Consider the following 20,893-nt stretch of genomic DNA (forward strand, 5'->3'; position numbering starts at 1 on the left):
TCCTCAATCGCCGGACGGGCTGAAATTCGCTGCCTGTTCCGCCGCCGTCGGCTGCCGGACGACCTTCATGCCGCCCGTCGCCTTCTTGTCCGGCTGGAGGATGACGCTCTCCTTGGAGGAGGGTGCCTTCGGGTCGGTGAAGTTCTGGGTGACGCCGAAGCCGGAGTCGAAGCCGTCCAGCGTGAGGAGGGCCTTGTCCACGCCCTCGCGCGTGAGGTCCTTGTCCTCGCACGCCTTCTTCAGGGCCTCGCCGAAGACCGACGCGGCCGTCCAGCCCGCCACGACGCCGTTGTCCAGGGAGTCCTTCGGGTGGGCCTTCTTGTAGTCGGCGACGAGCTTCTTCGCCGCCGTCGTGTCCGCGCCGATCGGCAGGGTCGGCGAGGCCACGTAGTAGTTCTTCATGAGCGCCGGGCCCGACTGCGTGGCGAGGAGCTGCGGGGCGAATGCCGAGTTGTTGCCGATGACGGGGACGTCGAAGCGCCCCGCCGCCGCGACGCCGACCAGGGACGCGGCCTGGCGGGGGCCCGCGCTGATGACGACGGCCTTGACGCCGGCCTTCTTCAGGGCGGAGACCTGGGCGGTCATGTCGTTGTCCGTGGGCTTGATCTTCTGCTCGACGACGGTGAGGCCCGCCTTGTCGGCCATGTGCTTCGAGCCCTTGAGGGCGCTCTCTCCGTAGTCGCCCTCGAAGTAGACGTGGCCGAGCTTGTCGCCCTTCTTGAGGCCCTTCTCCTTCATCAGGAAGTCGATCGCGTTGATCGTCTCCAGGTCGTACGTGGAGCCGATCACGCGCACGTAGGGGCTGCCCAGCAGGTTCGCCGACCAGGCCTGGGGCAGGACCAGGCTCTTGTCGGCGTCGATGCGCTGCTTGACGGCGGCGACGAACGGGGAGCCGATGAACTGGGCGAAGCCGAGGACCTTCGGCTCCAGCTCGGTGTAGGCGGCGACGGCCTTCTGCGGGTCGTAGCCGTGGTCGCGGACGGTCAGCTTCAGCTTGCGGCCGCAGATGCCGCCGTCGGCGTTGGTCTGGTCGACGTAGAGCTGCTGGGCCTGGGTGACGCTCTTGCCGAGGGTGGCGTAGACGCCGGTCATGTCGGTGAGCACGCCGAGATCGATGGTCTCGCTCGTCACGCCGGTGCCGGATTTCACCCCTCCCGCGCCCTCGCCGCCCTTCTCCCCGTCGTCGTCCTTGGCCTTTGAACTGCATGCGGTGAGCGCCAGCAGCGCGGCGACCGCTGTGGCGGCGGCCGTGGCCCTCGTCAGCGTCTTCGGTGTTCTCATGCTTCCTCCCCTGTCGTGCCTGGTCTTGGCTTGCTGCGCCGGGCGGCGATCCTCGCCAGGCCGCCGGGCAGGAAGAGCACCACCGCCACGACGGCGGCGCCGTACAGATACCGGGACGCCTCACCCGGTGAGATCCCGCCGGTGCCGGGCGCCGAGACGAGGGGCAGCGCGTCGCTGTACCGGGTGAGCAGCTGCGGCAGCAGCGAGACGAGTGCGGCGCCCGCGACCGCGCCGGCGACCGAGCCGAGGCCGCCGATGACGATCATCGCCAGGTACTCCAGGGAGAGCGTCATGCCGAAGTAGTCCGGCACGGTGCGCTGGAAGACCAGGGCGAGCAGGACCCCGGCGAGGCCCGCGTACATCGACGACAGGACGAAGACCCCGGCGCGGTAGCGGGCCACCGGGACGCCGATCACGCCCGCGGCGACCCGGTGGTCGCGGATGGCGTTCATGGCGCGCCCCGGGCGGCCCCGCAGCACGCCGCGGGCGAAGAGACCGCAGCCGAGGAGCAGGACGAGTCCGGCGTACCAGAGCTTCTCCGCGGAGCCGAACGGTACGGCCGCGATCACGACCTCACTCTCGTCGAAGGTGATGCCGAAGAGGCTCAGGGGCGGGACGTCGCGTCCGTTGGAGCCGCCCGTGAGGTCGTGGGCGTTGAAGAGCACGTGCTGCCCGATGAAGATCAGCGCGAGGGTCGCGATGCCGAGGTACGCGCCGCTCAGGCGGCCCGCGATGGGGCTGAAGAGGCCGCCCGCGAGCCCGGCGAGGGCCACCGCGAGGGTCGCGGCGAGCCAGCTGGGCAGGCCGAGCCCCGTCAGCCCCTCGCCTCCGTCGCCGGCGAGGACGCAGTAGCCGTACGCCCCGATGGCGAGGAAGAAGGCGTGGCCCATGGAGAGCTGGCCCGTCGCGCCGGTGAGGAGGTTGAGGCCGATCGCGCCGATGGCGGCGGCCATCGCGAAGAGGCCCGCCTGGAGCCAGAAGCGGTCCAGGTAGAACGGCACGGCGAGCAGGAGGACCGCTGCGGCGGCCCACATGTAGGTGCGGGGGCGGCCGAGCCGCGTACGGGCGGCGGCCGTGGGAGCGGTGGGGGCCGGGCGGGTGGCGGTCCCGGAGACCTCAGACACGGGAGAGCTCCTTCGTGCCGAACAGCCCGGCGGGTCGCAGCAGCAGGATGACGGTCATGACGAGGTAGGGCGCGAGGTCGCCGAGGCCGCGGCCGAGGAAGCTGAGATCGCTCTGGTAGCCGGTGGCGAGGGACTCGGTGACGCCCACGACGAGGCCGCCGACCAGGGCGCCCGTCGTGGAGTCGAGGCCGCCGAGGATCGCGGCGGGGAACGCCTTCAGCGCCGCGAGGGACGTGGCGCGTTCGAGCCCGGGGGTCGGGAAGACGGTGAGGAACAGCGCGGCCACGGCGGCGAGCGCGCCCGCCACCGCCCACGCCCCGAGTGAGACCCTGCCGAGCCGCACGCCCATCAGCGCGGCGGTCTCCGGGCTCTCGGCGGCGGCCCGCATCGCCACGCCCCACGAGGTGTAGCGGAAGGCGAGGAGGAAGACGGTGATGAGCAGCGCCGCCGCGACGAACGCCGCGATGCGGGTGTGCGCGAGGGAGATCGGGCCGACGGTCAGCACGTCGTCGCCCCACGGGTCGCCGAGCGGCAGGACGTCGGTGCCGAGGCGGCGGGTGAGCTCGGTGGTGAGCAGGATGTCGACGCCGATGGTGACGATGGCGAGCACGCTGTGGTCGGAGCCGCGGTAGCGGCGCATGACGAGGAACTCGACGGCTGCCCCGACCACCGCGGCGCCCGCGATGCCGACGAGCAGCGCCGCCCAGAAGCCGAGGTCGTCGTGGAGCGACGCGGTGACGTAGCCGCCCGCGAGGAGCAGCGAGGCGTGGGCGAAGTTGACCACCTCGGTGGCGCGGAAGATGACGACGAAGCCGAGGGCGATGAGGGCGTAGACGGAGCCCATCGAGACCCCGTTGAGGAAGAGTTCGGTGAAGGTGGTCACGGTCGCTCCTCCCCTTCGCCGGTCCGGCCGCCCTCGCCCAGGTAGGCGCGTACGACCGCCGGGTCGTTCTGTACGTCGCCGGGCGCGCCGTCGGCGATCCGGCGTCCGAAGTCGAGTACGGTCACCGCGTCCGCGAGCCGCATCACCACCCCCATGTCGTGTTCCACCAGGACGATCGAGATGCCGAGGCTGTCGCGGACGCCCGCGATGACGGCCGCGGTGCGGCGCCGTTCGTCGGCGGTCATGCCGGCGACGGGCTCGTCGAGGAGCAGCAGCCGCGGCTCCATGCACAGGGCGCGGGCGAGCTCGGCGAGTTTCTGCTGTCCGTAGGGCAGGGCGCCCGCGGGCAGGTCGAGTTGGTGTTCGAGGCCGACGAACGCGGCGATCTCGCGGACGCGTTCGCGGTGCCTGCGTTCCTCGCGGGCGGCCGAGGGCAGCCGCAGTCCTGCGGCGACGAAGCCGGTGCGGGTCAGGCGGTGCCGGCCGAGCAGCAGGCTGTCGGCGACGGTGGCGCGCGGCGGCAGGGCGAGGTTCTGGAAGATCCGGGCGACGCCGAGTCCCGCGATCTGGTGCGGCCGCATGCCGGTGAGCTCGTGCTCGCCGAAGCGGACGCTGCCGCCGCTCGCGCGGTAGACGCCGGACAGGACGTTGAAGCAGGTGGACTTGCCGGCGCCGTTGGGTCCGATGACGGCGTGCACGGTGCCGGGGCGGACGGTGAAGCTGACGGCGTCGAGGGCGGTGAGCCCGGCGAAGCGGACCGTCAGGTCCCGTACTTCCAGCGGCGGTACGGTCGTTTCGGTCACGGTCCGGCCTCCCAGCGCGGCAGCGTCGGCAGCGCGCCGATGCCGCGGGTGGCGTCGGCCGCCGCGTCCTCGTCGACCACGCCCAGGTAACGGCGGCGCACCTCGTCGGAGGCGGCGAGTTCGTCCGCGGGTCCGGCGAGGGCGACCTCGCCGACGTCGAGGACGTACGCCGTGGAGGCGAGCCGCAGCGCGAGGGCGGCGTTCTGCTCGACGAGGAGCACCGAGATGCCCTGGGCGTTGATCTCCTGGATGGTGTCGGCGATGCGGGCGGCCATCAGCGGCGCGAGGCCGAGGGAGGGTTCGTCGAGGAGGAGCAGGCGCGGGGACGCCATCAGCGCCCTGCCCACGGCGAGCATCTGCTGTTCGCCGCCGGAGAGGAGCCCGGCGCGCTGGGCGCCGCGCTCGGCGAGGACGGGGAAGAGGTCGTGGACGCGCCGCAGGGCGGCCGCTTTGGCGGCGCGCGAGCCGGTGGAGCCGAGCGCCCCTGCTCGCAGGTTGTCGGTGACGGACATCCGGGCGAACACCTGCCTGCCCTCGGGCACGTGGGAGATCCCGGCGGCCACCACCCGGTCCGGCGTGAGGCCGTCGAGGCGCCGCCCGTCGAAGTGGATGCCGCCCGAGGTCAGCGTCCCGCCCTGGAAGGCGAGGGTGCGGGAGATGGCGCGCAGCAGCGTCGACTTGCCCGCGCCGTTGCCGCCGAGCACGGCGACGACGGCGCCGTCGGGCAGGTCGAGGGAGACGCGGCGCAGGGCCCGCACGGGCCCGTACCCCACCGACACGTCCCGCACGGCCAGCCCCCCGCCGCGGGCGCCGGGCCCGGCCTTCCCGGCGCCCTTCACATCGGATCCAGCCACGTATCGCCCTCTCGTCCCGTCCGGCCGTCCGCCGTCGCGTGGCGCTCACCCCAGCACCGCGGGAGCGGCCCGTCCACGGGCAGCGGGCGAAACGCTGCGGGCGACCAGTGGCGGCGTCCCCCGGTTGTGCACGCGCACAACACCGCGTGTCAGGGGCCTGCGGGAGGGGCCCGAGGAGTGGCATCCTCCGGACGACGACGTCTTGATACGCGGCGACGGGGGGCGACGATGACCGGAACCAAGAGCGGACGCAGGCCGAGGACCGGGCACGACTGGAAACTCCTCAAGGAGGCGTGCACGGCCCTCCTGCCGCGCCTGCCCGAGCTGGTCGACGAACATCTGCGCCAGCTCGGCGAGCACTCGCCGGTGTACGGGCGCGTGCTGCCGTACGACGTGCAGTGGCGGGAGGCCGAGGAGGCCATGCGGATCGGCATCGAGGCGATCTCGGCCCCGCGTGCCTCGCCGCGCCGCGACCTGGAGTACGCGGAGGAGGCCGGGCGGCGCCGGGCCCAGCAGGGCCTGCCCCTCGACCTGGTGGTGCACTCGTACCGCAACGCGGGCTATCTGGTGTGGGACTCGCTCCTGGAGGGGACGGCGGGCAAGGACCCGGAGAAGCTCGCGGTCCTGATGCGCTCGGCGACGATGGTGTGGTCGGCGGTGGACGCGCAGGCCGCGGTGGCGTCCGACGCGTACCGTGCCACCGAGCTGGAGCTGCGCCGGCGCACGGACGAGCAGTTGCAGGCGCTGCTCGACGCGCTTTTGGAGGGCCGTTCGGCGCCGGGGCTCGCGGCGCGGGCGGCGGCCGGGCTCGACCTGCCCGAGCACGGCCCGTACGCGGTGGTGGTGCTCCGCGTGGACCGGCGCGACGGCCGTGAGGCGTTCCACCGGCAGATCCAGCGGACGGGGTTCCGCTTCATCTGGCGGATGCGGACGGACTGCGAGGTCGGCGTGGTGGCGCTCGGCGCGGCCGGTGACGGTGAGGAGGGCGGCCTGGACGGCCTCGCCCGGCTGCTGGACGGGCGCTGCCCCGGCCCCGGCGGGATCAGCCCCGTGGTCGGCGGGCTGGCGGAGCTGGGCCACGCCCGGCGGCTCGCGGAACTCGCGCTGCGCACCTGCCCGCCCGGCGCGACGGACATCGTGCGCCTGGACCGGCGGATGCCGACGGCGCTGGTGGTGAGCCAGCCGGAGCTGGCGGGGCGCCTGGTGAAGGACGTGCTCGGCGAGGTCCTCGCCCTCGAACCGGCGGACCAGGCGGTGCTGTTGGAGACGCTGGACGCGTGGCTGGCCTGCGAGGGCTCGGCGGGCCGGGCGGCGGGCCGCCTCTACTGCCACCGCAACACGGTGTTCAACCGCCTGCGCCGCCTGGAACAACTCACCTCACGCTCCCTGGCGAGACCACGGGACCTGGTGGAGGTGGCACTGGCGCTGGAGGCCCACAGACTGACACCGGGGTAGAGGGGGCGCCCCTCACGGGACGCCCCGTAAGGGGCGCGGGGAACTGCGCGAGCAACCCCCACAACCCGCACCCCGCAAACGCCCCGAACCAGGCAGACGCCCCCGGAGACCCGCCCAGGCCCTACGCCAAGTAGTCCCGCCCCAACCGCTCCGCAAGCGTCTCCAGAATCGGCCCCGCCTCGGCGATGCACCGAGCCACGTCGGGCTCGACGTCGGTCAGGGCGTACGCACGCCGGATGCCGGCCTTGCCGAGCACCTCGGGGGCGAGGGCGAGGCGCCCGCAGACAGCGACCACCTCCACGCCCGCGGCCCGCGCCGCCGCGGCCACCCCGGCGGGCGCCTTGCCGTGCAGGGTCTGCTCGTCGAGGGAGCCCTCACCGGTGATGACGAGCGTCGCTCGCTCCAGGGCGGGCGCGAAGCCGAGCACGTCGAGCATGACCTCGATGCCGGGCCGGAAGCCCGCCCCGAGTCCGACCAGCGCGCCGTACCCGATGCCGCCCGCGGCGCCGGCGCCCGGCGCCTTGGCGTACTCGGCGGCCTTCGGGCCGACGGACTTCTCCAGGACCGTGGCGAAGTGGGCGAGCGCGGCGTCCAGCGCGGCGACGTCCTCCGCGCAGGCGCCCTTCTGCGGCCCGTACACCGCGGGCGCGCCCTTCGGCCCGGTCAGCGGGTTGTCCACATCGCTGGCGAGCACGATCTCGACATCCTTGAGCCGCGGGTCGAGGCCCGCAAGCTCCGCGGTGGCCAGGTCCTTCAGCGGGCCGCCGCCCGGCGCGACCGGCTCGCCCGCCGCGTCCAGGAAGCGCGCGCCGAGCGCGGCCAGCATGCCCGCGCCGCCGTCGGTCGTGGCGCTGCCGCCGACGCCGAAGACGATGGTGCGGGCCCCCGCGTCGAGCGCGGCGCGGATCAGCTCACCGGAGCCGTACGTGGTGGCCGTGAGCGGCGCGAAGACGCCCTCGGGCAGCAGCTGGAGGCCCGAGGCCTCGGCCATCTCCACCACGGCGGTGCCGTCCTTGAGCGCGTACGCCGCCGTGACCTCGTTGCCGAGCGGTCCCGTGACGCGCACCTCGCGGCGCTCGAAACCGCCCGCGACGGCCGCGGCGACCGTGCCGTCGCCGCCGTCGGCGACCGGCAGCGCCTCGACCGTGACGCCGGGGGCGACGCGGTGGAGCCCGGCCGTCACCCGCTCGGCGACCTGCACGGCCGTGAGTGAACCCTTGAACTTGTCCGCGGCGATGAGGACACGCTGCTCGTGTCCCGTCGTTCCTTCAGCGTCCGCCACCTTGCATTCCCCTTGCTTTCCGGGCCTTGCTCGCGTCAAGGCAGTCGCGCCGCTGCGACCATAACCGCAGACAGGGCCCGCTGCCCATGGCCGACCGGGGCGCGAGACGGCACCCCTCGGCGGAATATCCCCCATAGCAGCCCATAGTGGTGCGGCATGAACAGAGAATGATCGATCAACCCGGAATGCCCGGGCCGACGCTGGCTACCCTTTCTCCGTGACCGTTCAGAACCCGCAGGACTACGCCACGTACATCGCCGGGCTCCCCCGCGTCCTCGTGGGAGCCGCCGCGCTCTTCCGCGACGCGGACGGCCGGATCCTGCTCGTCGAGCCCAACTACCGCGAGGGCTGGGCGCTGCCCGGCGGGACCGTCGAGTCGGACGACGGGGAGACGCCGCGGCAGGGGGCGCGCCGGGAGACCCTGGAGGAGATCGGGCTCGACGTGGCGCCCGGGCCGCTGCTCGCGGTCGACTGGGTGCCGCCGGGCCCCTCGCGGTCGCGGCCGCCGCTGGTCGCGTACCTGTACGACGGTGGTGTGCTCGGCACCGAGCAGCTGAAGTCGATCCGGCTCCAGGAGGAGGAGCTGCTCTCCTGGCGGCTGGTCGCGCCCCAGCACCTCGCGGAGCATCTGCCCGCCGAGCTCGGGCGCCGGGTCGCCGCCGCGCTCGACGTGCTGGCGCGGGGCAACGGCCCGGCGGAGCTGGAGGACGGGTACCGGGTCGGCTGACTCCCGGCACCCGCGGGCGGTCGGGCGTGCGGGCCCGTCAGAACAGGGCGTCCTCGACGGTCCGCGCCGCCCCGCCCTCGAAGGCCAGCAGCCGCTGCTTGCGGCCGAGCCCGCCGCCGTACCCCGTCAGGCTGCCGCTGGCGCCGATGACGCGGTGACAGGGGACGATGACGCCGATCGGGTTCTTCCCGTTGGCGAGGCCGACCGCACGGGAGGCATTGGGCTTGCCGAGGGCTTCGGCGAGTTCGCCGTACGTACGGGTCTCGCCGTAGGGGATCTGCTGGAGCGCACGCCAGACCGTGCGTTGGAACGGCGTGCCGTCGAGCCGCAGCGGCACGTCGAACTCCGTCAGCTCCCCGGCGAAGTAGGCCTCCAGCTGGCTGATCACCGCACCGAACGGCGCCGGGTCCCGGTCGCCGAAGGTCTCCTCGGGCGGGCGGTGGCGCTGCTCGGTCATGTAGAGGCCGCTGAGCACGCCGTCGGTGGCGACGAGGGTGAGCGGCCCGTAGGGGCTGTCGATGAGGGTGTGCAGACGTTCCATGTGCTGAGTGGCTTCCCTTCGCTCCGCGTGTTCCATGAGTGAAGTCCCTTACGCGGGGATGGAGTTGATGGGGTGGTCGTCGGTGGCCCACAGGTACTGGACGGCGTACGCCCGCCAGGGCCGCCAGGCGGCGGCGCGCGCGGTGAGCGCGGCGGGGGTGTGCGGCAGGCCGAGCTCCCGCGCCGCGCGGCGGATGCCGAGGTCGGAGGGGAGGAAGGTGTCCGGGTCGCCGAGCGCCCGCATCGCGATGACCTCGACCGTCCAGGGGCCGAAGCCGGGGAGCTCGGCGAGCCGGGCGCGGGCCTCGTCCCAGTCGCGCTCCACGCCGAGGCCGATGCTGCCGTCGGCGAGGTGGCGCACCAGCGTCGTCAGGGTGGAGCGGCGGCTGCGGGGCAGGGCGAGGGAGTCGGGGTCGAGCGCGGCGAGGTCGTCCGGCGCGGGGAAGAGGTGGGTGAGGCCGCCCTCGGGGTCGTCGACCGGGCGGCCGTGCGCGGTGACGAGGCGGGCGGCGTGGGTGCGGGCGGCGGCCGTGGAGACCTGCTGGCCGAGGACGGCGCGCACGGCGAACTCGGCCTCGTCGACGGTGCGCGGCACGCGCCGCCCCGGGGCCTTGTCGACGAGCGGCGCGAGCAGCGGGTCGGCCCGCAGCCGGCCGTCGACGGCGGCCGGGTCGGCGTCCAGGTCGAGCATGCGGCGGCAGCGGCTGATGGCGATGGTCAGGTCGCGCGGGTCGGTGAGGGTCAGCCGGCAGCCGATGTGCTCGGGGTGCGGGGTGAGGGCGACGATGCCGTGCCCGTGGGGCAGGTTCAAGGTCCTGCGGTACGCGCCGTTCCGCCACTCCTCGACGCCGGGTACGGCGGTGGCGACGAGGTGCCCGAAGAGATTGTCGGGGTTGAGGGGCGCGCGGAACGGCAGCCGCAGCGACAGCACCCCGCCCGGCGCCCCGGCCGGTGCGGCGCCGGGCCCCTTCGGCGCGCGGGCGCGGAGCTCTCCGGGGGCCAGCGCGAAGACCTCGCGGACCGTGTCGTTGAAGGTGCGGATCGAGGAGAAGCCGGCGGCGAAGGCGATCTCCGCCATGGGCAGTCCGGTGGTCTCGATGAGCAGCCGGGCGGTCTGCGCGCGCTGGGCGCGGGCGAGGGCGAGCGGTCCCGCGCCGAGCTCGGCGAGCAGCTGCCGTTCGACCTGCCGGGTGCTGTAGCCGAGGCGGGCCGCGAGGCCGGGGACGCCGTCGCGGTCGACGACGCCGTCACCGATCAGGCGCATGGCGCGGGCCACGAGGTCGGCCCGCTGGTTCCACTCGGGAGAGCCGGGGCTGCTGTCCGGGCGGCACCGCTTGCAGGCCCGGAACCCGGCCTGCTGGCAGGCGGCGGCGCTCGGGTAGAACGTCATGTTCTCGGCCTTGGGCGGTACGACGGGGCAGCTGGGGCGGCAGTAGATCCGGGTGGTGACGACGGCCGTGAAGAACCAGCCGTCGAAACGGGCGTCCTTCGACTGAACGGCGCGTACACAGCGCTCTGTGTCGGTGTGCATGCCGTCAAGGATCGCGGGTACCGCGCCGCGTGGCTGGCGGGAATCCGACATCGACGTCGCCCTGCCAGGGACAGCGCCGGGCTACCCCCGCTCCGCCTCCGCGAGCGCCGCCGCGAACGCGTCGTGGGCGGCCCGGTCGAAGAGCACGAACCGCACCTCGTCGAAGAGCGCGGGGTCGGCGGCCTCCCGGACCGTCCGGACCGCGGTGCGGGCCGCGTCGTCGAGCGGCCAGCGGTAGACACCGGTGGAGATCGCGGGGAAGGCGACCGTGCGCGCGCCCAGCTCCGCGGCGATCCGCAGGGACTCGCGGTGGCAGGAGGCGAGGAGCTCGGAGCGGTCCTCGGTGGCGGACCAGACCGGGCCGACGGTGTGGATCACGTGCCGGGCGTCGAGCCGCCCGGCGGTGGTGGCGACGGCGCGACCGGTGGGCAGTCCCTTGCCGAGGTGCGCGGCGCGCAGGCGTCGGCAGTCGGCGAGGATGTCGGGGCCGCCGCGCCGGTGGATGGCGCCGTCGACGCCTCCGCCGCCCAGCAGCGAGGAGTTGGCGGCGTTCACGATGGCGTCGGCGTGCTGCTGGGTGATGTCCCCCTGGACGAGGGTGATGCGGACGGTCACTGCTGTCTCCTGAGCGTCTTCCATACGGCTTTCGCGGCATTGTGCCCGGACATGCCGTGCACGCCGGGGCCGGGCGGTGTCGCGGACGAGCAGAGGAAGACGGCGGGGTGCCGGGTGGCGTACGGGAAGAGGGAGGGCTTGGGCCGCAGCAGCAGTTGCAGTCCGCTCGCGGCGCCGCAGGCGATGTCACCGCCGACGTAGTTGCTGTTGTGGGCGGCGAGTTCGCGCGGGCCCGCGGTGGCGCGGGCGAGGACGCGGTCGCGGAAGCCGGGGGCGAACCGCTCCAGTTGGCGCTCGATCGCGTCGGTGAGGTCGCCGTCCCAGCCGTTCGGCACGTGGCCGTACGTCCAGAAGACGTGTTTGCCCTCCGGGGCCCTGGAGGGGTCGACGACGCTGGGCTGCACGGAGATGAGGAAGGGTGCCTGTGGCGCCCGCCGCGTCCGCGATGCGGCGTGCAGGGCGGCGCCGATGTCCTTGCTGCCCGGGCCGATCTGCACGGTTCCCGCGGTCCGCGGCTCCTCGGCGGTCCAGGGGACGGGCCCGTCGAGCGCGTAATCGATCTTGAAGACGCTCGCGCCGTACCGGTATCCCTCATAGGCGCGGCCGAGCCCGGCGATCCGTGCGAGGGCGGTCGGCGAGGTGTCGAAGACGTAGGCGCGGGCGGGCGGCAGGTCGTCGAGCCGCTTGACCTCGTAATCCGTGTGGACGGAGCCGCCGAGGTCTTTCAGATACGCGGTGAGCGCGTCGGAGATGGACTGCGAGCCGCCCCTTGCGACGGGCCAGCCGCGGGCGTGCGCGGCCAGCGCGAAGACCAGGCCCACACCGCTGGTGACGATGCCGCCGAGCGGCGCGATGACGTGCGCGACGAGGCCCGCGAACAGGGCGCGCGCCCGGTCGTCGCGGAAGCGGCGCATCAGCCACGTCGACGGCGGCAGCCCCGCGAGGCCGAACCGGGCGAGGGTCACCGGGTCCCGCGGCAGCGAGCTCATCGGCAGGGACATGAAGTCCCGCAGCAGCACGTCCCAGTGCGGCAGGAAGGGCTCGACCAGCCTTCGGTACGCCCCCGCGTCGCGCGGCCCGAAGGAGGCGGCGGTCTCGGCGACGGAACGGGACAGGACGGCGGCCGTGCCGTCCGGGAAGGGGTGCGCCATGGGGAGCGGGGGCTGGAGCCACTCAAGCCCGTACCGGTCGAGGGGCATGGCGCGGAACGCCGGGGAGTTGACACCCAGCGGGTGGGCGGCGGAACACGGGTCGTGCCGGAAGCCGGGCAGCGTCAGCTCCTGCGTCCGCGCACCGCCTCCCACCGTGCTCTTCGCCTCGAAGACGGCGACGGAGAAGCCGCGGCGGGCCAGCTCGACGGCAGCGGTCAGCCCGTTCGGTCCCGCTCCCACGACGACGGCGTCAAGCATCGACGGCACCTTCGGACTCCTTTGTCAGCCGATGGCCTGTGCCGCCCAGGATAGGCGGGGGCGCCCGCCCCTCCTCCCGGGCCCCTCCCAGGTCAGGCGGCGCCCGCGAGGAGGCCGGCGACCCGGCGGGCCGTGGCGGCGTCCCGGGCGGCGGTGAACGGCAGGGCATTGCCCCCGCCGAGCCGGAACGGCTCCCCCGTCAGCGTCAGGTCGGTGCCGCCCGCCTCCGACACGAGCAGCAGCCCCGCGGCGTGGTCCCAGTCCAGCTCCCAGGAGAACGCGACGGCGTCCAGCTCCCCCTTGGCTATGGCGAGGTATTCGAGTCCGGCCGAGCCGCACGGCCGCGGCCGCACGCCGTCGACGCCCAGCCCCAGCAGGGCCCGCTTCTGCTCCTCCGTGGTGTAGTCCGGGTGGGAGGTGGCCACCTGCACGTCCGCTCCGGCCTCCGGCGAGCCGGCCGTCAGCCGCTGTCCGTTCAGCCAGGCGCCCCGGCCGCGGACCGCCACGGCGAACTCGTCGAGCATGGGCGCGTACGTCCAGGAGGCCAGGACCTCCCCGCGCACCGCGAGGGCGACGAGCATGCAGAACCCCGGGTCGCCGTTGACGAACTGCCGCGTCCCGTCGACCGGGTCGACGATCCATACGGGCGCGTCCCCGCGTATCGCCTCGTACGTCGAGGGGTCGGCGTGCACCGCTTCCTCGCCCACGACGACCGAGCCCGGGAGGAGGGCGGCGAGGTCGACGGTCAGCTGCTCCTCGGCGCGGCGGTCGGCGACGGTCACCATGTCGTGCGGGCCGCTCTTCTCCACGACGTCACCTGCGGCGAGCTGCCGGAAACGAGGGGTGACCTCCGCCGCGGCGGCCTTGCGCAGGGCCTCTTCCACGTCACGCACCCCGTGCGTCAAAAACTCTTCGATCATGCACCCATGAGAGCACGCCCCACTGACATCCCGTACGCCTCCGGCAAACGTGGCCTTAACCCCCGGTGAACCTGCGGCGCCCCGCTCCGGCAGCTCATGCGATCATGCGTGCGAATCGGAGATCACGCGAGATGGGGAGTGCGGCGTGGGCGGAGCCGGGGGGCAGGACGGGTCGTCCGTGTCGGACGAGGAGTGGGAGCGGTTCCTCCGTGAATCGGTGGAGGGCGGCACCGGGGCTCCGGTGGAGCCGTCGGCACGCGCCCGTGCGGTGGAGCGTCGGCTGCGCTCCGCACAGCCGCAGGGCTGGCGCACCTACTCACCGCCCCGCCCCCGGCGCCGAACGGGCCGGTACGTGACGGGACTCCTGGTGGCCGTGGCCCTGCTGGCCGCAGCCCTTTTCCCCCGGCAGATCCTCGGCTGGTTCGACGGCGACGACAGCGGAACGACTCCGGCTGCCGAACCGAGCACCCCCACCCGCACCGCCCCCTTCCGGGGTTCGCCCGCCGCGGGCTGGGCCGACGGAGCGGCCGGTATCCGGGTGCCGCCGGCCAGGGCGACCGGCTGGATGGACGCCGCCCAGGTGGAGCGCGCCCTTCAGCGGAGCCGGGACTTCCTGGTCGACGCCGGGCTCGACCGCCGCGTACTCCGCGGGGAGCGGCCCACGAAGGCGATCGCGCTGCTGAACCCGCACCAGAAGGACGTCCGGGCCTACCTCCGCACCGCCCTGACGTCGAAGTCCCCCACGCCTAAGACCAACCCGCTCCTCCTGTTCAGCCGCTTCCGGCCCGAGGAGGCCCGCCTGGTCGGTGACGTCGTGAAGACGCGCGGCCACCTCACCTACCGGGAAGGGAAGCGGGGTGCGGTCGAGGTGACGGCGGACGTCACCTTCGTGTACCCGGTCGCGGAGGCGGGCGACGGCTCCGAGGTCATCCGTACGATCGTGCGGCGCGAGGTGGTGATGGGCTGGGACGACCCGGCCGAGGTCGACACCGAGCCGGGCACCATGTCCCTCCGCTCCTACGCGCTCGACATGACCAACGGCGGCTGCTCCGCCCCGACCGGCTACTTCGAGCCGCCCTTCGGCGCGGCCGACGGGCAGGCGGCCGACGAGTCCCACCGCATCGACCCGTACGACCGCAGCAAGCGGATCGACAAGACGGCCGACAACACCGACTGCGCGACCGCCACCCGCTCCTAGCACCGGTTCCCTTACGGGGGGTCCCGCAGCGACCGGGAGGTGCTAGCGCCCCACCGCGTACCCCTGCATCCCCCGCGCGTTGGCCGCCCCGTACAACACCCCGCTCCCCGCGTCCCGCCCCACCGCGCACAGCCGTCCCTCCGACCACGCGCCCCCCACCGTCACGTCATGGCCCCTTCGCCGCAGTTCCTCCACCACTTCGGGAGCCATGCGGGATTCGACCGTGAGGCTTCCGGGGTGCATGCCCCGGGGGTGGAAGGAGCCGGGGAACGACTCCGTGTGCCAGTTGGGTGCGTCGATCGCGCCCTGGAGGTCGAGGCCGCCCCGCACGGCCTCCCGCAGCGCCACTCCCAGGAAGAAGTGCACCTGCCACTGGTCCTGCTGGTCGCCTCCCGGCGTACCGAAGGCGAGGACCGGCACGCCGTCCTTCAGCGCCAGCGACGGCGAGAGGGTCGTCCGGGGGCGCCTGCCCGGTGTGAGGGAGTTGGGCAGCCCCTCCTCCAGCCACGCCATCTGCAACCGTGTCCCCAGCGGAAAGCCCAGCTCGGGCACGACGGGGTTGGACTGGAGCCATCCACCGCTCGGCGTGGCGGACACCATGTTGCCCCAGCGGTCGACGATGTCGACGTGGCAGGTGTCGCCGCGCGTGCCCCCGTCGCCGGCCACCGTCGGCTCCCCCGCGCCGGCCGCCGCCGTGCCGCCCCACGCCTCCGGATCCGGTGTCTGTCCCGCAGCCACCACGTACGCGTGTGCGGAGAGCCGCGGCTCGCGCCCGCCCGGCGCCCCGGGCCGCAGTTGGTACGACGCCTTGTCCCCGATCAGCCGCCGCCGCGACGCGTTGTAGTCGTCGGAGAGCAACTCCCGTAGCGGGACGCCTGCTTCCGTGACCCGCGCACCGTGCGCGTCGCCGTACCAGGCCTCCCGGTCGGCCATGGCCAGCTTGCAGCCCTCGACGAGGAGGTGGACGTATTCGGCGGACCCGTACGCCGGAAGCTCCTCGACGTTCCGGGGCAGCAGCGCGAACTGCTGGAGGAACGCGGGTCCTTGGCTCCAGCCACCGGCCTTGCACAGGGTCCAGCCGTTCCACTCATAGGTGACCGGGTCCTCGTAGGAGGCCGACCAGCCCGCGAGGTCCTCCGCCGAGAGCGTCCCCACATGCCGCTCACCGCTCGTGTCCATGGTGGGCCGCCCGGCCTGCCGCACGAGCGCCTCGGCGATGAACCCACCGCGCCACACCTCCCGCGCGGCCTCGATCCGCGCCTCCCGAGTGCCGTCGACCGCCCCGGCGGCGGCCTCCGACAGGAGCTGACGCCAGGTCGCCGCGAGCGCGGGGTTGCGGAACAGCTCGCCGGGGCGCGGGGGCGTGCCCCCGGGGAGGTAGACCTCGGCCGACGAGGGCCACTCGCGCTCGAAGAGCTCCCGTACCGTCTCGACGGTCTCGCCGACCCGCTCCACGGGCGCGTGCCCGTTCTCCGCGTACCCGATGGCGTACTTGAGGACGTCCGCGAGCGACTTCGTGCCGTGGTCCCGCAGGAGGAGCAGCCACGCGTCGAAGGCGCCGGGCACGGCCGCGGCGAGCGGTCCGGTGCCGGGCACCAGGTCGAGCCCGAGGGAACGGTAGTGGGCCACGGTGGCGCCCGCGGGCGCGCAGCCCTGCCCGCAGAGCACGCGCACCTCGCCCCCGGCGGGCGCGAGGATGATCGGGACCTCGCCCGCGGGACCGTTCAAATGCGGTTCGACGACGTGCAGCACGAACCCCGCGGCGACCGCGGCGTCGAAGGCGTTGCCGCCGTCCTCCAGTACGGCCATCGCGGACTGGGAGGCGAGCCAGTGGGTGGACGACACCATGCCGAAGGTGCCTTGGAGAGTCGGTCGGGTCGTGAACACAGGAGCTCTTACCTCGCTGCTTCTTCGTGTCGGGCCGGGAGCCGGACGCTCGGGACGGGCCATCCCCAGAAGGCTAGAGTCCGTGTCGTCCGCTCCCGCCGCCCCCCTCCGCTCAGGCCGGAGTCAGCGACCGGTGCGCCTCGGAGCGGAGGGTCGTCGCGTGCACGGGGGCCGCCCTGTGGGCCGGGCCGGGCGGGAGGAGTGAGCCGCCGCGGTCGGGCGCGGCCTCCGTGGCCTGCGTGGCCTCCCTCGCCATGGTCTCCACCGAGACGCCGAACCAGTCCAGGTATGCCAGCGTCCGCTCGGCGTCGGCGTAGTGCCGCCACACCCGGTCGCCGCTGACCGTGCCGGACTCCGCGAGGGTGTGCGCCGCGGCCGGGGTCATCGCCGTGGCCGTCCGCCTCGTCACCAGTTCCTGCACGGCGTGCGCCGCGCGGGACGGAGAATCCGTGCCGGTCACCCAGAGCGGCTTCGGCTCAGGGGTGCCGGCGGCCGCCAGCGCTCCCCAGCGCGCCGAGGAGAAGGTCATCTCGTGCGTACGGTGCGCGAGACGCGCGCACGCCAGTCCCGCCCGGCCCCGCAGCGCCTTGGCCTCGTCGGAGCCGATGAGGTCAAGGCGGGCGTCGATGTCCCGTTCGAGGCCGGTCACGTCGAAGGAGATGAAGGAGGGTGTGCGGGTCGACTCGTCGAGTGCCGCGAGGAGTGCGGCGGCCGCCCGCCCGTACTGGTGCGGCGAGCGCACCCCGGACACCTCCACGGCGAGGCGCGACGCGCACAGCGCCCGCAGGGTCGCCGTGTCGGCCGCCTCGGCGGGAAGGCGGACGACCAGGTTCGGGCGGCCGATCTCGTCGCATACGGCGCGGGCGCGCGCCACCCAGGTGGCGGCTTCGGCCACCGGGCGTGTGGGCAGGGGGACGGAGACCAGGCCCCTGGCTCCCCCGCTCGCCCGGTGTCGCGGCAGCAGGTGGTCGCAGACCCTCCTGATCTCTTCGACGGGGTCGGCCCCGGCCGTGGCACGGGCCCGAGGGGCGCCCATCCGGGCCCCTGCCACGTCACCCTGTGCGAGCGCGCGGCGGACCTCGCGCGCCGCGCCCTCGGCGATGGCCGACACGTCGATCCATACGTCGACGCCCTCGGCCCTCAACCGCTTCCAGGCACGATTCATCGCCCTGCCCCTCTCCTCGTACTCCTCGCGTCGCATCTCATTACGCCAACCCCCTTATGACGGGATGGGTGTGACACACCGTCAGCTCTTTTCCAGTACGGCGCAGGTCCAGCTGAAACCCGCGCCCACCCCGACGAGCAGCACCCTGTCGCCGCTCTTCAGCGTGGCGTCCTCCAGGAGCTTCGCCAGTCCGGCCGCCTGGTCACCGGCGCCCAAGTGGCCCACTGTCAGGCCGAACTCCTGGAGCGTCACCTCGGGCTGTATGCCGAGCGGAGCCAGGCACTGCAACCGGGAGAGCCGGGCTCCGAAGAAGGGGACGATCACGGCCGCCATCTCGTGGATGTCGGCGTCGGCCTCCGCGAGGCAGTTCTTGACGGCGGACATCATGCCCGTCTCGTTGCGCGTCGTGACCTCTTCCTGGGAGCGCCCCCGCAGGAAGCCCTTCTTGCGCGCGACCAGGTCGAGCGGCCCCGCCTGGCTCGCGCTCGGCAGGAACGGCTCGTCCCCGCGGTGCAGCCCTTCCAGCATCGGCTGCGAGAAGGACGACGTGGCGACGAGGCGCAGCGTCCCCGGCCTGCGGGAGAGGACGACGCCCGTGCCCGCGTCACCGAACGCGAGACCCCGGTCGGTGCTCCAGCGGGGGAAGGCCGGGTCGGCGAACCGGTCGCCCGTGGTGACCAGGGCCGCCCGCGTGGCGGGGACCGCCGTGAGGCGCGCCGCCGCGTTCTCCAGCGCGCTCATCCCTCCGTTGGACATCTGGCGCAGCTCGTACGCCACGCAGTCGCCGTGGCCGAGCACCCGGTCCTGGATGTACGCCGCCGTGTTCCAGAACTCCAGTCCCTGGTACCAGCAGTTGGCGTGGATCAGCAGCCCCACGTCCTGTGCGTCCCGGCCGCTGCGGGCGAGCGCCGCGCGGCCCGCGGCGACGGCGAGCTCGGGCGCGCTCCGCCCGGCGCTCACCGACACGGAGCGCTGTGCGCTCCTCTCGATCTCCTCGGCGGGCAGCAGGCCGGCGGCCACCGCCTCCCGGCCGGTCTGCAACTCCCCGAACTCGGCGGCCGCGCCCTCCACGTAGATATCGTCCCAGCGCACTCGCCCACCCCTTCCTGATCCGGTCCTCGGCCTCGTCCTCGACCCGTGGCGCTCAGCGGTTGCTCCACCGCGGGCTCGGGCCGAACCTGCGTGCCTCCGTGTGGCGCTCGTACGGCATGCCGGGCGGCATGTTGAGCACCTCCAGCTGGAATCCGCCCACACCGCGGAAGTAGACCCAGCGGTCACCGTGGATCGGGCCGCCGTCCTCGATCAGCTGGGGGTCGCCGAGCACCTCCGCGCCGTCCGTCCGGGCGAGCCAGGCGGCGGCGCGCTCGACGTCGTCGACGAAGAACGCGAGGTGGTGACCGCCCACGTCGCTGTTGCGGGGGCGCTCGGTGCGGCGGCCCTCGGCCTCGAAGGCGCTGAGCTCGACGGTGGTGACCGGGCCGAGCCGGATCGCCGCGGTGTCCTTGCGGAACGGTCCGGGCACCGCGTACCGGCGCCGTGCCGTCTCCCCGTCCACCGACTCGGCGGTGCGATAGACGAGTTCGCCGCCCATCGGGCCGGTGAAGAAGGCGACGGCCTCGTCCAGGTCGGCCACCGAGTAGCCGACGTGGCCGACGCCGAGGGCACCGGGCAGCCCGCGCTCCCAGCCGCCCGCGGGCCGGTAGACGCGCGCCTCGGTCTCCCGCTCGTACGGCAGCACGGCCGCCGTCTGGCGCAGTTCGATGCGCATACCCCAGTCCGTGAGCAGGTGCACGCGGCGGTTGCCGGCCGTCGGACCGCTGTCGTCCGTCCAGGGCTCGCCGACAGCCTGCACCTGGGGGGACCGCGCGGCCTCGGCGAGCGCCTCGTCCAGGTCGCTCACGTGGATACCGATGTGGTGTCCGCCCACGTCGGTGAAGTCCGGTGCCGAGCGGCGCTGTCCGGGCGCGGTGTACTCGAACAGCTCCAGGTTGCTGTCCGGTCCGAGGCGCAGCATCGCGATGTGCGCGCTCGCGCGCGGGTGGACGCCGAGCTGGCGCGCCATCCAGTCGCTGTCCGGCTCCTCGACCGGGCCGAGCCGGTAGAGGACGTCGGCGCCGAGCACCGTGGTGCAGAACTCCACGGCCGCGTCGAGGTCCGCGACGGTGTAGGCGTAGTGGTCGACGTTGCGGGCGGTGGGGATGGACGTGGCGGCCGAGGTGTCCGCGGTGGCCACTGTCGGGGCGGTGGGTGACATGACTGTGCTCCAGGGTTGCCGGGGTGCACTCGCGGTGCGCGTGGGGAGGGGCGGAGGCGGCGGGGGTCAGACGGTGCCCGCGTGGGCCGCATTGGCGACCGCCGCGGAGAGCGCCATGCCGCCGTCGATCAGGGTCGACGTGCCCGTGGTGTAGGCGGCCGCGGGCGACGCCAGGTAGGCGACGAGGGCGGCGACCTCGTCCGGGCGGCCGGGGCGGCCCGCGGGGATGGCGGGACGGGCGATCTCGGCGGCGTCCATGCCGGCGGGGACGTTGTTCATCGGGGTGGCGGTCTCGCCCGGCGCCACGGCGTTCACGGTGATGCCGTGCTCGGCCAGGTCCAGCGCCATCGCCTTGGTCAGCGCGCCGAGGCCGCCCTTGGCGGCGCAGTAGGTGCTGCCCTGTCCGATCGGGATGTGCTCGTGGATGCTGGTGATGTTGATGATGCGGCCACCGCGGCCCTGCTCGATCATGCGCGCGGCCGCGATCTGGCTGAGCCGGAACGGGCTCGTGAGGTTGACGTCGAGGATGCGCTGCCAGTCCTGGAGGGTCTCCTCGACGACGGTCGCCCTGCGGTTCAGGCCCGCGTTGTTGACCAGTACGTCGATGCCGCCGAGCGTGTCGACGCAGGCCCGCAGGGTCTCCCCGGCCGCTGCCGGATCGGTGAGGTCGAGCCCGAGGGTCTCGGCCCGTACGCCGTGCCGCACGGCGAGCCCGTCGGCGATCTCCTTGGCCGCGGCCGCCTGCCGCCCGTAACCGATGACGACGTCGGATCCTGCCGCGGCGAGCGCCTCGGCCACGGCCGCGCCGATGCCCGAACTGGCGCCGGTGACGACGGCGATGGGGCGATTCATGGGGTTTCCCTTCCGGTGAGGTTCGGTGAGGTTCGGTGAGGTGGGGTGGGGCGGGGTGTGGCGGGGGGGGAGGGCCGGGGAGCCCCTGACGCCGCCGGGGGGTGGACGCGTCA

At 73.8% G+C, this 20,893-nt stretch carries 19 protein-coding genes; 3 read left to right on the forward strand and 16 right to left on the reverse strand.

What is annotated here, in order from left to right; translation table 11 throughout:
* Positions 1-3: 3 nt before the first annotated feature.
* The 5 genes from ACZ4Z4_RS08530 to ACZ4Z4_RS08550 form a co-directional block, all read right to left on the reverse strand.
* Positions 4-1,281, reverse strand: coding sequence for an ABC transporter substrate-binding protein (locus ACZ4Z4_RS08530; RefSeq protein ID WP_468324022.1), 1,278 nt, complete (start codon positions 1,279-1,281; stop codon positions 4-6).
* The gene (locus ACZ4Z4_RS08535) at positions 1,278-2,315 is read right to left on the reverse strand and encodes a branched-chain amino acid ABC transporter permease (protein WP_468324201.1); all 1,038 of its coding nucleotides are present in this window, start codon (positions 2,313-2,315) and stop codon (positions 1,278-1,280) included. Before ACZ4Z4_RS08535 ends, ACZ4Z4_RS08530 begins: the two co-directional genes overlap by 4 nt.
* Positions 2,316-2,397: 82 nt before the next feature.
* The gene (locus ACZ4Z4_RS08540; RefSeq protein WP_468324025.1) at positions 2,398-3,288 is read right to left on the reverse strand and encodes a branched-chain amino acid ABC transporter permease; all 891 of its coding nucleotides are present in this window, start codon (positions 3,286-3,288) and stop codon (positions 2,398-2,400) included.
* Positions 3,285-4,091, reverse strand: coding sequence for an ABC transporter ATP-binding protein (locus ACZ4Z4_RS08545; RefSeq protein WP_468324028.1), 807 nt, complete (start codon positions 4,089-4,091; stop codon positions 3,285-3,287). The genes ACZ4Z4_RS08540 and ACZ4Z4_RS08545 overlap by 4 nt, the downstream gene beginning before the upstream one ends.
* A complete protein-coding gene (locus ACZ4Z4_RS08550; RefSeq protein WP_468324203.1) occupies positions 4,088-4,885 on the reverse strand; it encodes an ABC transporter ATP-binding protein in 798 nt (265 codons plus the stop codon). Before ACZ4Z4_RS08550 ends, ACZ4Z4_RS08545 begins: the two co-directional genes overlap by 4 nt.
* Positions 4,886-5,173: 288 nt before the next feature.
* Between ACZ4Z4_RS08550 and ACZ4Z4_RS08555 the strand changes: the two genes are divergently transcribed.
* Positions 5,174-6,400 carry a PucR family transcriptional regulator gene (locus tag ACZ4Z4_RS08555; protein WP_468324031.1) on the forward strand — a complete coding sequence of 409 codons (1,227 nt, stop codon included), beginning with the start codon at positions 5,174-5,176 and terminating at the stop codon, positions 6,398-6,400.
* Between the two features lie 121 nt (positions 6,401-6,521).
* On the opposite strand, the gene ACZ4Z4_RS08560 is transcribed toward ACZ4Z4_RS08555, so the two are convergent.
* Complete coding sequence (locus tag ACZ4Z4_RS08560; protein ID WP_468324034.1) at positions 6,522-7,682, reverse strand: glycerate kinase; 1,161 nt, start codon at positions 7,680-7,682, stop codon at positions 6,522-6,524.
* Positions 7,683-7,899: 217 nt separating this feature from the next.
* Here ACZ4Z4_RS08560 and ACZ4Z4_RS08565 point away from each other — a divergent pair, with 217 nt between their 5' ends.
* Positions 7,900-8,409 carry an NUDIX domain-containing protein gene (locus ACZ4Z4_RS08565; RefSeq protein WP_468324036.1) on the forward strand — a complete coding sequence of 170 codons (510 nt, stop codon included), beginning with the start codon at positions 7,900-7,902 and terminating at the stop codon, positions 8,407-8,409.
* A gap of 37 nt (positions 8,410-8,446) precedes the next feature.
* On the opposite strand, the gene ACZ4Z4_RS08570 is transcribed toward ACZ4Z4_RS08565, so the two are convergent.
* The 5 genes from ACZ4Z4_RS08570 to ACZ4Z4_RS08590 all read right to left on the reverse strand — a co-directional run bounded on the left by ACZ4Z4_RS08570 (position 8,447) and on the right by ACZ4Z4_RS08590 (position 13,424).
* The gene (locus ACZ4Z4_RS08570) at positions 8,447-8,950 is read right to left on the reverse strand and encodes a methylated-DNA--[protein]-cysteine S-methyltransferase (RefSeq protein ID WP_468324038.1); all 504 of its coding nucleotides are present in this window, start codon (positions 8,948-8,950) and stop codon (positions 8,447-8,449) included.
* Between the two features lie 48 nt (positions 8,951-8,998).
* Positions 8,999-10,480: an AlkA N-terminal domain-containing protein gene (locus ACZ4Z4_RS08575; RefSeq protein WP_468324041.1), complete on the reverse strand. Its 1,482-nt coding sequence runs from the start codon at positions 10,478-10,480 to the stop codon at positions 8,999-9,001.
* An 81-nt stretch (positions 10,481-10,561) separates the two neighbouring features.
* Entirely contained in the window at positions 10,562-11,119 is a 558-nt protein-coding gene (locus tag ACZ4Z4_RS08580) for an O-acetyl-ADP-ribose deacetylase (RefSeq protein WP_468324044.1), read from the reverse strand.
* Complete coding sequence (locus ACZ4Z4_RS08585) at positions 11,092-12,504, reverse strand: phytoene desaturase family protein (protein WP_468324206.1); 1,413 nt, start codon at positions 12,502-12,504, stop codon at positions 11,092-11,094. Before ACZ4Z4_RS08585 ends, ACZ4Z4_RS08580 begins: the two co-directional genes overlap by 28 nt.
* A 92-nt stretch (positions 12,505-12,596) precedes the next feature.
* Positions 12,597-13,424, reverse strand: coding sequence for an inositol monophosphatase family protein (locus ACZ4Z4_RS08590; RefSeq protein ID WP_468324046.1), 828 nt, complete (start codon positions 13,422-13,424; stop codon positions 12,597-12,599).
* A gap of 145 nt (positions 13,425-13,569) precedes the next feature.
* Between ACZ4Z4_RS08590 and ACZ4Z4_RS08595 the strand changes: the two genes are divergently transcribed.
* A complete protein-coding gene (locus ACZ4Z4_RS08595; protein ID WP_468324049.1) occupies positions 13,570-14,622 on the forward strand; it encodes a hypothetical protein in 1,053 nt (350 codons plus the stop codon).
* Between the two features lie 42 nt (positions 14,623-14,664).
* On the opposite strand, the gene ACZ4Z4_RS08600 is transcribed toward ACZ4Z4_RS08595, so the two are convergent.
* The 5 genes from ACZ4Z4_RS08600 to ACZ4Z4_RS08620 form a co-directional block, all read right to left on the reverse strand.
* Complete coding sequence (locus ACZ4Z4_RS08600; RefSeq protein ID WP_468324052.1) at positions 14,665-16,509, reverse strand: gamma-glutamyltransferase family protein; 1,845 nt, start codon at positions 16,507-16,509, stop codon at positions 14,665-14,667.
* Between the two features lie 112 nt (positions 16,510-16,621).
* Positions 16,622-17,674 (reverse strand): transaldolase family protein, encoded by a 1,053-nt coding sequence (locus ACZ4Z4_RS08605; protein ID WP_468324054.1) that lies wholly within the window; start codon positions 17,672-17,674, stop codon positions 16,622-16,624.
* Between the two features lie 81 nt (positions 17,675-17,755).
* A complete protein-coding gene (locus ACZ4Z4_RS08610) occupies positions 17,756-18,766 on the reverse strand; it encodes a ketoacyl-ACP synthase III family protein (RefSeq protein ID WP_468324057.1) in 1,011 nt (336 codons plus the stop codon).
* Positions 18,767-18,818: 52 nt separating this feature from the next.
* On the reverse strand, positions 18,819-19,928 hold the full coding sequence (locus tag ACZ4Z4_RS08615) for a VOC family protein (RefSeq protein WP_468324059.1): 1,110 nt from the start codon (positions 19,926-19,928) through the stop codon (positions 18,819-18,821).
* Between the two features lie 66 nt (positions 19,929-19,994).
* Positions 19,995-20,780 carry an SDR family oxidoreductase gene (locus ACZ4Z4_RS08620; RefSeq protein WP_468324061.1) on the reverse strand — a complete coding sequence of 262 codons (786 nt, stop codon included), beginning with the start codon at positions 20,778-20,780 and terminating at the stop codon, positions 19,995-19,997.
* Positions 20,781-20,893 lie beyond the last annotated feature (113 nt).

The organism is Streptomyces sp. NPDC030245 (genome assembly GCF_055572995.1).